The sequence below is a fragment of the Marinobacter maroccanus genome, from assembly GCF_002933275.1.
Classification (GTDB): Bacteria; Pseudomonadota; Gammaproteobacteria; order Pseudomonadales; family Oleiphilaceae; genus Marinobacter; species Marinobacter maroccanus.
This window is the reverse complement of record NZ_PSSX01000026.1, coordinates 79,777-92,401: the sequence shown is the minus strand read 5'-3', so window position 1 is coordinate 92,401 and position 12,625 is coordinate 79,777. Positions and strand designations below refer to the sequence as shown.

Here is a 12,625-nt window from a genome sequence, read left to right as displayed (position 1 = left end):
GTGTGCTGGAGGGAATGAACAACAAGATCAAGGTGATCAAGCGGATGGCTTATGGCTACCGGGACAACGATTACTTCTTCCTAAAGATAAAAGCAGCGTTTCCCGGTAAAGCGCGATGAACCTAAAAAAAGGGGCGCCGGTTGGCGCCCCTTCTGGTTTTGCACTGTCAGCGTTTACTGCTTGCCGCTGACAAACTCCGGATAGGCTTCCATGCCGCACTCGGACAGGTCCACACCTTCGTACTCGTCTTCTTCGGAAACCCTGATGCCCATGACGGCCTTCAGGATGCTCCAGACGATCAGGCTGGTAACAAATACCCAGACGAAGATGGTGAGCATGCCGACCAGCTGACCCATGAAGGTGGCGTCTGCGTCGGACAGGAGAACCGCGAAGATACCCCAGATACCCACCACACCGTGTACAGAGATGGCACCGACCGGATCGTCAATGCGCAGCTTGTCCATGGTCACGATGGAGAATACAACCAGGGTGCCGCCGATGGCGCCGATGATGGTGGCCAGCAGGGGAGAAGGGTCCGCCGGCTCGGCAGTGATGGCAACAAGGCCTGCCAGGGCACCGTTCAGGGCCATGGTCAGATCGGCCTTGCCGAACATCAGGCGCGCCACGATCAGGGCAGCGATCAGGCCGCCGGCTGCAGCTGCGTTGGTGTTCAGGAACACGTTGGCAACCTCGTTGGCGACACCGATGCCACCCAGCTTCAGGGTAGAACCACCGTTGAAGCCGAACCAGCCCATCCACAGGATGAAGGTACCCAGCGTTGCCAGGGGCAGGTTGGCACCCGGGAAGGCGCGGATCTCGCCTTTGGCGCCGTACTTGCCTTTACGGGCACCGAGGAGGATAACGCCTGCCAGGGCTGCTGCTGCACCGGCCATGTGAACGATACCGGAACCGGCGTAGTCGCTGTAGCTCAGCTCATACATGCCAAATACCGCGTCGCCGTTCCAGGTCCAGGAACCCTGCATCGGGTAGATGAAACCACACATAACAACGGCAAATGCCAGGAAGGCCCAGAGCTTCATACGCTCAGCCACGGCACCGGACACGATGGACATGGCAGTGGCAACGAAGACAACCTGGAAGAAAAAGTCAGATGCGCCGCTGTATTCGCCCATGTCGCCGAAACCGGCTTCGGTGGAGGCTGCAATGACGCCGGCAACGGCCGCGTCGTCCATCTCGGCAACGGTAGTGATGCCGCTCAGGAAGATGCCACCGTCGTACATGATGTCGTAGCCGACTATCAGGTACATGGTGCAGGCGACCGCAAACAGGGCCACGTTCTTGGTCAGGATTTCGGTGGTGTTTTTGGCACGCACCAGGCCGGCTTCCAGCATGGCAAAGCCTGCGGCCATCCACATGACCAGGGCACCGCAAATCAGGAAGTAAAAGGTATCCAGCGCATACTGGAGTTCAAAAATGTGATTTAGATTGCTTTCCATATGAAGCCCTCCGCACGAGGCTTTTCAGGTTATAAATTTTTTGCGTTGGCTGTTCGAATTATCAGAGCTGGTTCAGACCGCTTCTTCGCCGGTTTCGCCAGTCCGGATCCGGATGGCCTGAGCCAGTTCAGTCACGAAGATCTTGCCGTCACCGATCTTGCCGGTGTTGGCCGCCTTGGTGATGGATTCAATAACCTGGTCCAGCAGATTGTCGCCAATGGCAACTTCCACCTTCACCTTGGGCAGGAAATCCACCACATATTCAGCGCCACGATAGAGTTCTGTGTGGCCTTTTTGCCGACCGAAGCCTTTGACTTCAGTGACGGTTACGCCTTGTACGCCAATCTCGGATAGTGCCTCACGGACATCATCCAATTTGAAAGGCTTGATGATCGCTGTCACAAGTTTCATTGCTTTCTCCTTGGTAAAGCCGTCCCAACAGTGAGGGCCCGTCGGCCGATTGTTGAGTTCGGGATGCTGCCACCTCGCACACCAATTGTGCGGATTGCGTACGAGAGCTTTAGCATCGGGTATGCCAACGCAAAAAAATAACTTTAAAACAACAGGTTAAGATATCCGCGTACCAGAATGGCGCAAAGTTATGCACCAAAATAGAGCGGGTAGCCGGACAGTGAGCCAAATTGGAGCGGGCTCTCTGTCCGAACGGCCCATATTATAGGGCCGACCGCCTACAGTATGGCAGGGGCTGCGGTGTGATACACTCCCGCAAACCGGCAACAGGCCCTGTCTTTTAGTCGAAGCCGGATATTTCAGTAATTTGTGAGGTGATGTGTGAAAGGTCCACAGGATATTTTTGCTCAACTGCAGGGCCAATTCGGCCAGTTCGTTCCCGATATGGCCCGCGCTGCACGGGAAGATTTTGAAACCCAGGCCCGGGCTACTGTGATGGCCGTCCTGTCCCGTTTGGAGCTGGTAACACGGGAAGAGTTCGACGCCCAGCAGGCGGTCTTGCTGAAGACCCGTGAAAAGGTGGATGCACTCGAGAAGCGGGTGGCCGAACTGGAAAATTCCCTGCAGAAACAGTAAATCCCGGACGCGCCCGGCAGGATGCCGGGCAAGCATTCCCGGTCACTACCATGGAAGGTTGTCATGCTTGCTATCGTTCACTCCCGCGCCACCATTGGCGTGTCGGCCCCCGCCGTTACCGTTGAAGTTCATCTCTCAGGCGGCCTGCCCGCGCTCTCAATCGTGGGGCTGCCGGAAACCGGTGTCAGAGAAAGCAAGGAGCGTGTTCGAAGCGCCCTTCTCAACGCGGGCTTCGAATTTCCCGCTCGCAGAATCACCATCAATCTCGCGCCTGCTGATCTGCCCAAAGAGGGCGGCCGTTTCGATTTGCCCATTGCCCTGGGCATTCTGGCGGCCTCGGGCCAGATCCCGGTGGACAGTCTTTCCGATTGCGAATTTCTTGGCGAATTGTCCCTTGATGGTGCATTGCGGCCATTAAAGGGTGTACTGCCGGCTGTGCTGGCCGCCCGGGATGATCAGCGGAGTTTGCTGGTTCCGAACAGGAATGCCGAGGAGGCGGCCCTGGCTAGCCAGGGTGACGTTCTGGCCGCGGGTCACCTTCTGGCGGTATGTGAGCACTTGAGTGGCCGCGCCCGTCTGGTACCAGTGCCCAGGTCCTCGCTGGAACAGCTGCCGGGCAACAAGGGGGAGTTGCCAGATCTGTCGGATGTCCGCGGCCAGCGGGTTCCCCGCAGAGCACTGGAGGTGGCTGCGGCAGGTAGTCACAATCTTCTGTTCTTCGGTCCACCGGGAACCGGCAAGAGTATGCTCGCCAGTCGGCTGCCCGGCATTCTTCCGGGGCTGGATGATGCTGCCGCCATGGAAGTTGCCAGCGTGCATTCTGTTGCCGGGCTTCCTGTTCGTTCCGGGGGCTGGCGGGAACCGCCCTTCCGATCGCCTCATCATACCGCATCGGCTGTTGCCCTGGTGGGCGGCGGCAGCAGCCCGAGGCCCGGGGAAATCTCCCTGGCTCATCGGGGCGTACTCTTCCTTGACGAATTGCCGGAGTTCGAACGTCGGGTTCTGGAGGTGTTGCGGGAACCGATGGAGACCGGTGAGATCTCGATCAGCCGCGCGGCGCGGCAGGTGAATTTTCCGGCGCGATTTCAGGTGGTGGGCGCGATGAACCCTTGCCCCTGTGGTTATAGCGGTCACCCCACCATCGAGTGTCAGTGCACACCACAACAGATTGCCCGTTACCGATCGAAAATTTCCGGTCCGCTTCTGGACAGGTTTGATCTGCACGTTGAAGTGCCTGTTCAGGGTGGCGACATCTTGATGCGACAGGGCGGGGATGGCGAAACCAGCGCCACCGTCCGGGAGCGTGTCCTGATCGCCAGAACCCGGCAATCAGAGAGAGGTTGCCTGAATGCCGGCTTATCCGGGCGTGAATTGCAGGCCGCGTGCCGGCTGGATCGCCAGGGTGAGCAGTTGCTCACCGGTGCCATGGAAAAGTTGGGACTTTCGGCCCGTGCGCTGCACCGCATATTGCGAGTTGCCCGAACACTTGCCGATCTGGAAGGCTGCGACGAGCTGCGCCAGAGCCATCTGGTTGAAGCATTGGGCTACCGGCAGCTGGATCGACAACAGGGTCGTAACTCGGTGGTCTCCGCCTGAGTGAGGACACTCTGGTAAACTGTTGGCAAATCCCGTTAAACAGACCCGCTGCCTGCGGTTAAGGATTGCAGATGACAGACCATAAAGAACCGCAAAATTCCCCGGATACCGCCGCCGAATCGCCGGTAACCACCCGCCGCGGCGTGCGCAGCTTCGTTCTGCGCCAGGGCCGGATGACAGAGGGCCAGAAGAAGGCGTTCGAACGCAGCTGGCCGAAGTATGGCCTGACCCGTGAGGACGGAATGATCGATCCGCGCGAAGTCTTTGGTCGGGACAACATGCTCAACCTGGAAATCGGTTTTGGTATGGGCCGGTCCCTGGCTGAAATGGCCGAAGCGGCCCCCGAGCAGGACTTCATTGGGGTTGAGGTCCATCAGCCCGGCGTTGGTGCACTGCTCAAGGAGATTGAGGAGCGCGGCCTGGAAAACGTCCGCATCTACAGCATCGATGCCAACGATGTTATTGATCTTTGCCTCCCTGACGCCTGTCTGGATCGGGTAATGGTGTTTTTCCCGGACCCCTGGCACAAGAAAAAGCATCACAAGCGCCGGCTGATTCAGCACGAGTTTGTCCAGCGGGTTCGTCACAAGCTGAGGGTGGGCGGCATCCTGCACCTGGCGACCGACTGGGAAAACTACGCGGAGCATATGCTCGAGGTGATGAACGAGTCCGAAGGCTTTGCCAACACCCAGGAGTCCGGTGGCTATTCACCGCGCCCTGAAGACCGTCCGATTACCAAGTTTGAAAAGCGTGGCGAAACCCTCGGTCACGGCGTCTGGGATCTGTTGTTCTACCGGACCAACTGATGTCCGGCACAAGAGGCTTCAGTGGTGCGCCAGCGGATGGCGCCGGGACGCCCGGATAATCACCAGTCCGGCAATCCCGAGCGTGAGTGCCGTGAACTTGATCAGCGCGCACAGGGTTGCGGATAGGCTCACTTCATCGGTGGGTGGGTTAAAATTGTTCAGCAACAGAATGTTCTCGGCGCCATCGCTCAGGCCGGCGGTTGCAAACAGGGCTCTCACCCATCGGGCACCTACTCGCTCGCGAATGCCGGGGCGATCGCGGGTGAAGTGTCGGGTCAGGTAGATCAGGGCAAGCATGTATGCGGGGATGAACAGGAAGTCCAGCCACAGTGAAATCTTCGCCCAGGCAACGCCTTCTCTTCCCCAGCTGCGAAAAATGGCATGGGCCTGGTCTGCGGTGCCGGCCAACTGGTAGCTGACGATACCCTGGGGCGCGGAGGCGGTCTGCAGTGGCTGGTTGACCATAAGCAAGGCGAACAGCAGCACGGCAGCCACCACCAGGCTGGCTTTCAGGCTTTTCGGAAAGGCCGCCACTCCGTGTGCAGGGTCCATTACAGAAAACGCTCCAACAGGCTGTTCAGGTATCTCTGGCCCAGGTCAGTGGCCTGGAGCCGATCACTCACCATCAGCTTTTCATTTCGCAGTTGTTCAAGTTTTACCCCAACTGTTGTCAGGGGTAAACCCGTTCGCTCAGAAAAAAGGCTTTCATCCACTCCTTCTTTCAGTCTCAGGGCATTCATCAGGAACTCCAGGGGTAAATCTTCCCCGGCTATGGCGTCTGTGCCAGCGGTACGGCTCCCGATCCGTTGCAGGTAGGCTTCGGGCTGGCGAGTCTTCCAGTAGCGCCGGATACTGCCGTCGGCCAGACTGATCTTGCCGTGGGCGCCGGCCCCGAGGGCCAGATAGTCCCCGAAAGTCCAGTAGTTCAGATTATGGCGAGAGGCCTTTCCGCGGAGGCTCCAGGCCGAAACTTCGTAATCCTGATATCCCTGTTTGTGCAGCAGGTCTGAGCCGCGGCGATAGATGTCCCAGAGATGATCGTCGTCCGGCAGGTCTGGAGGCCGACTGTAAAATTCGGTATTTGGCTCGAGGGTCAATTGATACCAGGACAGGTGGGCCGGATCGTAGTGCAGGGCAGTCTGGATGTCCTCAAGGGCCTGCTCCGGGGTCTGGCCCGGCAGGCCGTGCATCAGGTCGATGTTGAAATTGTCGAAGCCGGCCCGGCGAGCGGCGCGTATCGCCCGGTGAGCGGCATCGGCGTCATGAATTCGGCCCAGGGCTTTCAGGTGATCGGCGTTAAAGCTCTGTACGCCGATGGACAGGCGGTTGATGCCCGCCTTCCGGAAGGCTTCGAAGCGGCCGGCTTCGAGTGTTCCCGGGTTGGCTTCCAGTGTGATCTCGGCATCTGCCTCGAGGTTGAGCCTTGCCCGCAATTCCCGGAACAGCCGGTCATAGAATTCGCCGCTCATCAGGGAGGGAGTGCCGCCGCCAATGAACACGGTTTCTATCGGCCGGTCGGTGGCAAAGGCCAGGTCCTGGTCGAGGTCTTCGAGCAGGGCCTCCAGGTAGGCGGACTCGGGGATGGCACCGGTAAAGGCGTGGGAGTTGAAATCACAGTAGGGACACTTCCGCACGCACCAAGGCACGTGGATATAAAGACTCAGTGGCGGCCGAACCGCCGCTGGCTGTTGATCTTTCCCAGTCTCAGTGTCGTTCAACGGGTTCAGACCTCGGCCTTGAGCTGTTCCATCAGGATTTTCAGGGCTCGTCCGCGGTGGCTGATGCTGCTTTTTTCGGAGCGGGACAGTTCGGCCGCGCTGCAGCCATGCTCGGGCACCAGGAATACCGGGTCATAGCCAAAGCCGCCATCGCCCCGGGGTGATCTGAGGATCGAGCCCGGCCAGCGGCCATGGCAGACAATGGGTGTGGGGTCGTCGGCGTGACGCAGGTATACCAGCACACAGTGAAACTGGGCGCCCCGTTGCTCTTCTGGAACGCCGGCCATGGCGTCGAGCAGGGCGTTCACGTTGTCCTGGTCGGTCGCCGCCGCGCCGGCAAAGCGGGCGGAACGGACGCCGGGGCGGCCTCCGAGGGCATCCACCGCCAGACCGCTGTCGTCTGCCAGGGCCGGGAGCCCGGTTTCCCGGGCGGCATGGCGGGCCTTGAGGATCGCGTTCTCGACAAAGGTCACGGCCGGCTCCTCGGTTTCACCGACGCCCAGGTCGCCCTGGGAAACCGGCGTCATGCCCAGAGGCGAGAGCAGTTCGGTCAGCTCGGCGATTTTCCCTTTATTATTGCTGGCGATGACGAGTTGGTTGCTCATACAGGCTTAATCGCTGAACAGTGTGTGAGCAAAACGCACCGCAAGGTCTTGCTGGTGTCCGGTAGGGCGGGCGGTAACATTGAAGGTCATCAGCTCGCCGGACGAGTACTGGTACTCGGCAATAAAATACACGGAGTCACCTTCCTGAATCCGGCGAAACGCCAGAAAGCGCACCTGTTGAACATCGTTGGAGACCTTGCCTTCCACCTGGCCGCTGACCGGGGACATGGAGCCGTCTTCGTTTTCCTTCATGATGGAAATATTGACGATGCCAATGCCCTTGCTGCGTTGAAGATTGTTTGCCTTCGCGACTTCAGGGGCCAGGAAGGTGCTGGGCAGCACGCTCCAGAGCACCTCGTACTCGCCGAAATCCTGTGAGCCAGCCTGTGCTTGGAGGCTAAACAGGCCGGTGAGAGCAATTACCAGCAGGTTGCGGAATGCGGAAAAGGTTTTTGCGATCATTGCTAGGTCTCCCGTGTGATTCGGTAAATGGCAATTTCACCCAACAAATTCGGCCACAGGCGCGCCAACCAGCTGTTCTGATGCTGGCCGTCTACCACCCGACGGCTTTTGATCCTGATGCCTTTCTGCCGGCACAGAGCCTCAAAATCCTTGAAGGTGCACAGCCTTATGTTAGGTGTGTTATACCATTTATACGGCAGCGCCTCGGATTCGGGCATACGCCCGCTCAAAGTCAGTCCCCAGCGCAGTCGCCAGTGGGCAAAGTTCGGGAAGGTGACGATGCCTTCACTGCCCACCCGGAGCATTTCATCCAGAACCTTGTCTGGCCGCCGGACCGCCTGAAGTGCCTGGGTCATCAGCACGACATCAAAACTGCCATCATCAAAGTTGCCCAGCCCCTGGGTGTCCAGATTCTGTTCAATAACGGCGACGCCACGGCCCATGCAGGTGGTGATATGGTCCGGGTTGATTTCCAGGCCGAAGCCACTGGCGCCCCGCTCGCGCTGCAGGAAGTCGAGCAGGGTGCCGTCGCCGCAGCCCAGATCCAGGATGTGGTGGCCGGGCTTGACCCATTGCTGGATGATTTCGAGATCCGGTCTCATGCGCCGACCTCCCGTGCCACTCGGTCCATGTAGGCGGTAAAAATGTCAGTGTATCTCGGGGTCGGAATCAGGAACGCGTCGTGACCCCAGGGTGCATCCACCTCGGCATAGCTGACCTTCCGGCGGGCGGCAATCATGGCGTTGACCATTTCTTCCGAGCGGGCGGGTGTGAAGCGCCAGTCGGTGCTGAACGACAGCACCAGGTATTCGCAATTGCCGGCTGCAAGGGCTTTGGAAAGGTCCCCGCCATACTCGTAGGCCGGATCAAAGTAATCGAGGGCCCGGGTCATCAGCAGATAGGTATTGGCGTCGAAAGTCTCTGAAAAGCGCTCGCCCTGATAACGCAGGTAGCTCTCAACCTGGAACTCCGCGTCGTAACCGAACTTGTAGGCCTGGTCTCGAAGCTCGCGGCCGAATTTCTCGCCCATGGACGCATCGGACAGGTAGGTAATGTGTCCGACCATTCGCGCCAGCATCAGGCCGCGTCGGGGAACGGTATCAAAGTCGTAGTAGCGACCATCGTGAAATTCCCGGTCGGAGGTGATGGCCTGGCGGGCCACTTCGTTGAAAGCAATGTTCTGGGCCGTCAGCCGGGGGGTGGAGGCAATGGCCACCGCGTGACGCAGGCGATCAGGATAGTCCAGGCTCCACTGCAGGGCCTGCATGCCGCCCAGTGATCCACCAACAACGGCGGCCCAGCATTGGATGCCGAGCCGGTCTGCCAGCAGGGCCTGGCTCTTGACCCAGTCGCTGACGGTGATTACCGGAAACTCCGGGCCGAACGGCTTGCCGGTTTCGGGATTGATGCTGTTGGGGCCGGTACTGCCGTGGCAGCCACCGAGGTTGTTCAGGCTGACGACGAAAAAACGGTCGGTGTCGATGGGTTTGCCGGGGCCAATGCAGCTGTCCCACCAGCCAGGCTTGCGGTCTTCGGCGGAATGATAGCCGGCGGCGTGGTGGTGTCCGCTCAGAGCGTGGCAGATAAGAACCGCGTTGCTGGCATCGGCATTCAGGGTGCCGTAGGTTTCCACCACCAGGTCATAGTTTTCCAGGGTCTGACCACAGGCCAGATCGATGGGAGCGTCGAAATGATAGGTCTGCGGGGTGACAATCCCGACAGAATCCGCAGGCAGGGTATCAGGCATCGGCGCGCGTGGTTCCTGGTTCGATCCGTAAGTGTCTGGAAAAGCAATGACAAAGCCATCGCCAGCCCAGCAGTTTAAAGCCGGGGCGTGATGGCTGCAACCGCCTGAATGATCGCTCTCGCGGGGCTTAGTGTCCCGTCTGGCTCATGCCTTAATCTACTGCTTGCCTCTGAGAATTCTGAGCTAGGCGCCAGTCTGCAGATGTGGTGGTTCCACATCAAAGGCTGGCAACGCAGATTCAGAGCTCTCAGAGGCAAGCCCTTTGGGAGCTTCTGAAAAGCCGAATTGCGTCGTTCTGCTGTCTCGATTTGGAACCACCAAATCTTCACCAGCACGCCTAGCCCTTCGGTTTTTCAGAAGCTCAGTAGGTTAAGGCATGAGCCAGACGGGACACTACACAGCGCCGGAGATGTTCACCACTTTTTGCTGAATCAGGGTGGGGGCCGGCTTGCGAATCTGGCGCTGCATGGCATCGGCCAGTTCCAGCTGTTTGCGCAGATCGGCAATGGTGTTGGTAAGGCGCTGGCGTTCGGTCCGGCTGTCCCTGTCATTGCGGACCATGTCGCGAAGTCGCCGGATCTGGTGCTCCAGCAGCTGCTTCTGTTCCATGGAGTATTGCATGATCGGCAGCAGGGCTTCGGATGGCCAGCGTTCAACGTCGTGGCGCACACGGGCGTGCAGGGTGCGGGCTTCGCCCACCATGACGTTGAAAAACCGGCGAACCAGAACCGACTGCTCTGTCAGCAGGTTTTTCGGGCTGATTCGGAAACGTCGGGCTTTTTTGCGCAACTCACGGATGGCGATCACGTGACGACCGGCCCGGAGCGGGATTGGCTCGAGATGACGGGCCCGGTTGTCCTCGTTATAGCGACGGTAAATAGCACCCACCATTTTTTCGGCCAGGTGCCCTTCGCTCAGCAAGTTGGTCAGGTCGCTTTCAAGCAGTTCGAAGAACTGGTCCATGGCGCGGTTCATACCGGCGGTGGTCCAGCTTTTCGACATACTGGTGCGGATACGTTCAGCGTGGGCCTCGAAGCGGTCCTCGCTCACCAGTTTTTTCAGCAGGTCGCCCTGGGAGTCCATCAGTCGCCGGCTCGAACGCAGAGTGATCAGCTTCTTGTAGTAGAAGTCGTAGTCTTTCTGGGCGCGTTCTGCCAGGCGGCCGAGGGCTGCCTTGTCCATGGTGACGCCGGCGCAGGCCTGCAGTTCCTCTTCCAGGGATTCCAGGCGATATTGCATCGCTGCCTGGCTGTTCTGGAGCATGCCCAGAAGGTCGTTGATCAGGCTCTGGGTAATCAGCTGCTCTTTGTGCATCAGGATGCGCTGAATAATCAGCTGCTCGAGCTGGCCGATATTGGAGCGGTCAAACAAGTCGCTATCTTTCCTGACCCTGGCAACCAGTCCCTGTTTGGCGGAAACCGGGATCACATCATGCTGGCGCATGCCAAGGTGATCGGCGGTATAGCCACGCACCCGCTCAATGGCATCGTTGGTGTGACGTTCACCTTGCAGGTCATCCCAGAGCACATCGATCTTGTTCAGCACGGCAAAGCGTCCGGCGCGGTGATCCGCGTGCTGGGTGTCGATATGTTCCTTCCAGATGGTCATATCGCTGGCGGTCACACCGGTGTCGGCACTGAGTACGAAAATTACGGCATGGGCGCGGGGCAGCATGCTGATGGTCAGTTCCGGCTCTGAGCCAAGAGCATTCAGGCCCGGAGTGTCGAGGATTCGCAGGCCGCGCTCGAACAATGGGTGACGAATGCTGATCTGGGCATTACGCCAGGCTGGCACCAGTACGTTGCCGGGATTATTGCGGTCATGCTCCAACATATCCTCGTCGAAGCCGAGCTTCCGCGCCTCCTCCGGAGGTACGCTCTTTACCCGGGCAACTTCGGCCAGAACTTCTCGCATGATTTCAGGATCGCGTTCGTCCAGCTCATGCTTCACCCACCGTTCCGGCTGCTTGCGCAACTGCTGCAGAGACAGTTCGCCGTTTCGGGTTTCAATGGGTAAAAGAAGCAGATAATTTTCGTTGGCGTTGCGATCAAAGAACAGCTCCGTGGGGCACATGGTGGTGCGCCCTGCCTGTGAAGGCAGCATGCGCTGGCCGTATTCGGAGAAGAACAGGGCGTTGATCAGCTCGGTTTTTCCGCGGGAGTATTCCCCGACAAACGCAATGGTGAGCTCGTCCTCGATCAGCAGCTCCAGTCCATGGCGGATGCGGGTGCTGACATCGTCGGAAAACAGATTGTTATCCTGCAGCCACAGCCGGTATCGGCCGATCTGTCGGATCAGCTCTTTTTTCCAGTTGTGATAAGCCTCTACCTGCTGCGACAGAGTTCCCTGTTGGTTCATCGGATTTTCCTTCTGCGCGACTTCCGGGTATCCCGGTCAAAACGGGGTGCTCACGGGTGACGGATTAATTACCGGTAATACTATCCTGTTCTATCTATGTTTGCGGCAGAGCTACGATGAAGAGATCGGGCAAAACCGGAGGAATATAATAAAAAAGGCTGCAAAATCAGAGGTCTGAATCTGCAGCCCGGGAGTTATGGATTTCGTGGCTTAGTGTTACAAAGTGTATATTTGAGACGGGGTTTACATACCCAGCCCGATGGAGCCAAGGCCTGCGGCCATTTTCATGTGCTCAATTACCACCGAGATCACGTTCAGAATCAGGAACACAATGATGGGTGACAGGTCCAGGCCGCCCATGGAGGGCATGATGTTGCGCACCGGGCGCATCACCGGCTCAGTGATCTGGGCAACCAGCTGAATCGCGGGGTGGCCGCTGCCGGGGGCGATCCAGCTTACGATCACCACCGCAATAACCGACCAGAAGTAGATCTTTACGATCAGGTCCAGGACGTTCAGTACGGCCCACACCAGCAAGGTGATCGGATTCACGGCGGGGATGCCGCCGTTCAGGGCAACCAGTATCAGGAAGAAGGTGATTCCCTGGATGATGACCGCAAGCACCAGCGAAGCGCCATCCACGCCGCCCCAGCCGGGAATGAAGCGACGTAACGGTCGCAGCGGCGGATTGGTGGCCTTGACCACGAACTGGGTGATCGGGTTGTAGAAGTCTGCACGGGCCAGCTGAAGCAGGAACCGGAGCAGTACAATGGTCATGTAGAAGGTGGATGCGATCAGCAGGATGGTGATCAGAATGTCTGCCAGCATG

14 protein-coding genes are annotated in these 12,625 nt (G+C 58.8%); 4 read left to right on the top strand and 10 right to left on the bottom strand.

What is annotated here, in order from left to right:
* On the top strand, window positions 1-119 hold a 119-nt coding region (locus KEHDKFFH_RS19105; RefSeq protein WP_146074517.1), incomplete at its 5' end, for a transposase.
* Between the two features lie 54 nt (window positions 120-173).
* Here the strand turns inward: KEHDKFFH_RS19105 and KEHDKFFH_RS19100 are convergent.
* Both KEHDKFFH_RS19100 and glnK read right to left on the bottom strand, forming a co-directional pair.
* A complete protein-coding gene (locus KEHDKFFH_RS19100) occupies window positions 174-1,457 on the bottom strand; it encodes an ammonium transporter (protein WP_104323374.1) in 1,284 nt (427 codons plus the stop codon).
* Window positions 1,458-1,529: 72 nt separating this feature from the next.
* The gene (glnK, locus tag KEHDKFFH_RS19095) at window positions 1,530-1,868 is read right to left on the bottom strand and encodes a P-II family nitrogen regulator (protein WP_008173268.1); all 339 of its coding nucleotides are present in this window, start codon (window positions 1,866-1,868) and stop codon (window positions 1,530-1,532) included.
* Window positions 1,869-2,249: 381 nt separating this feature from the next.
* On the opposite strand from glnK, the gene KEHDKFFH_RS19090 reads away from it, so the two are divergent.
* The 3 genes from KEHDKFFH_RS19090 (at window position 2,250) to trmB (ending at window position 4,906) form a co-directional block, all read left to right on the top strand.
* The gene (locus tag KEHDKFFH_RS19090) at window positions 2,250-2,504 is read left to right on the top strand and encodes an accessory factor UbiK family protein (protein ID WP_064228415.1); all 255 of its coding nucleotides are present in this window, start codon (window positions 2,250-2,252) and stop codon (window positions 2,502-2,504) included.
* 63 nt (window positions 2,505-2,567) lie between these two features.
* On the top strand, window positions 2,568-4,100 hold the full coding sequence (locus tag KEHDKFFH_RS19085) for a YifB family Mg chelatase-like AAA ATPase (protein WP_104323373.1): 1,533 nt from the start codon (window positions 2,568-2,570) through the stop codon (window positions 4,098-4,100).
* A gap of 71 nt (window positions 4,101-4,171) precedes the next feature.
* The gene (trmB, locus tag KEHDKFFH_RS19080; protein ID WP_104323372.1) at window positions 4,172-4,906 is read left to right on the top strand and encodes a tRNA (guanosine(46)-N7)-methyltransferase TrmB; all 735 of its coding nucleotides are present in this window, start codon (window positions 4,172-4,174) and stop codon (window positions 4,904-4,906) included.
* Window positions 4,907-4,924: 18 nt separating this feature from the next.
* On the opposite strand, the gene KEHDKFFH_RS19075 is transcribed toward trmB, so the two are convergent.
* From KEHDKFFH_RS19075 to KEHDKFFH_RS19040, 8 genes are all read right to left on the bottom strand, one after another.
* Window positions 4,925-5,458, bottom strand: a complete 534-nt coding sequence (locus tag KEHDKFFH_RS19075; RefSeq protein WP_104323371.1) for a hypothetical protein — start codon at window positions 5,456-5,458, stop codon at window positions 4,925-4,927.
* On the bottom strand, window positions 5,458-6,624 hold the full coding sequence (gene hemW, locus KEHDKFFH_RS19070; RefSeq protein WP_104323370.1) for a radical SAM family heme chaperone HemW: 1,167 nt from the start codon (window positions 6,622-6,624) through the stop codon (window positions 5,458-5,460). Before hemW ends, KEHDKFFH_RS19075 begins: the two co-directional genes overlap by 1 nt.
* Window positions 6,625-6,629: 5 nt before the next feature.
* On the bottom strand, window positions 6,630-7,229 hold the full coding sequence (gene rdgB, locus KEHDKFFH_RS19065; RefSeq protein ID WP_104323369.1) for an RdgB/HAM1 family non-canonical purine NTP pyrophosphatase: 600 nt from the start codon (window positions 7,227-7,229) through the stop codon (window positions 6,630-6,632).
* Between the two features lie 6 nt (window positions 7,230-7,235).
* Window positions 7,236-7,691: a DUF4426 domain-containing protein gene (locus KEHDKFFH_RS19060; RefSeq protein WP_104323368.1), complete on the bottom strand. Its 456-nt coding sequence runs from the start codon at window positions 7,689-7,691 to the stop codon at window positions 7,236-7,238.
* Between the two features lie 2 nt (window positions 7,692-7,693).
* A complete protein-coding gene (gene metW, locus KEHDKFFH_RS19055) occupies window positions 7,694-8,293 on the bottom strand; it encodes a methionine biosynthesis protein MetW (RefSeq protein WP_104323367.1) in 600 nt (199 codons plus the stop codon).
* On the bottom strand, window positions 8,290-9,438 hold the full coding sequence (gene metX / locus KEHDKFFH_RS19050) for a homoserine O-succinyltransferase MetX (RefSeq protein WP_104323366.1): 1,149 nt from the start codon (window positions 9,436-9,438) through the stop codon (window positions 8,290-8,292). The genes metW and metX overlap by 4 nt, the downstream gene beginning before the upstream one ends.
* A gap of 393 nt (window positions 9,439-9,831) precedes the next feature.
* Window positions 9,832-11,796, bottom strand: a complete 1,965-nt coding sequence (locus KEHDKFFH_RS19045; RefSeq protein WP_104323365.1) for a dynamin family protein — start codon at window positions 11,794-11,796, stop codon at window positions 9,832-9,834.
* A gap of 243 nt (window positions 11,797-12,039) precedes the next feature.
* Window positions 12,040-12,624: a YggT family protein gene (locus tag KEHDKFFH_RS19040; RefSeq protein WP_104323364.1), complete on the bottom strand. Its 585-nt coding sequence runs from the start codon at window positions 12,622-12,624 to the stop codon at window positions 12,040-12,042.
* Between the last annotated feature and the right edge of the window lies 1 nt (window position 12,625).

Bases quoted from the DNA above. Each gene is read 5' to 3' on its own strand.
- metX (WP_104323366.1), bottom strand. From the start codon at position 9,438: ATGCCTGATACCCTGCCTGCGGATTCTGTCGGGATTGTCACCCCGCAG.
- metW (WP_104323367.1), bottom strand. From the start codon at position 8,293: ATGAGACCGGATCTCGAAATCATCCAGCAATGGGTCAAGCCCGGCCAC.
- KEHDKFFH_RS19045 (WP_104323365.1), bottom strand. From the start codon at position 11,796: ATGAACCAACAGGGAACTCTGTCGCAGCAGGTAGAGGCTTATCACAAC.
- KEHDKFFH_RS19040 (WP_104323364.1), bottom strand. From the start codon at position 12,624: ATGCTGGCAGACATTCTGATCACCATCCTGCTGATCGCATCCACCTTC.
- KEHDKFFH_RS19085 (WP_104323373.1), top strand. From the start codon at position 2,568: ATGCTTGCTATCGTTCACTCCCGCGCCACCATTGGCGTGTCGGCCCCC.
- rdgB (WP_104323369.1), bottom strand. From the start codon at position 7,229: ATGAGCAACCAACTCGTCATCGCCAGCAATAATAAAGGGAAAATCGCC.
- trmB (WP_104323372.1), top strand. From the start codon at position 4,172: ATGACAGACCATAAAGAACCGCAAAATTCCCCGGATACCGCCGCCGAA.
- KEHDKFFH_RS19060 (WP_104323368.1), bottom strand. From the start codon at position 7,691: ATGATCGCAAAAACCTTTTCCGCATTCCGCAACCTGCTGGTAATTGCT.
- KEHDKFFH_RS19100 (WP_104323374.1), bottom strand. From the start codon at position 1,457: ATGGAAAGCAATCTAAATCACATTTTTGAACTCCAGTATGCGCTGGAT.
- glnK (WP_008173268.1), bottom strand. From the start codon at position 1,868: ATGAAACTTGTGACAGCGATCATCAAGCCTTTCAAATTGGATGATGTC.
- KEHDKFFH_RS19075 (WP_104323371.1), bottom strand. From the start codon at position 5,458: ATGGACCCTGCACACGGAGTGGCGGCCTTTCCGAAAAGCCTGAAAGCC.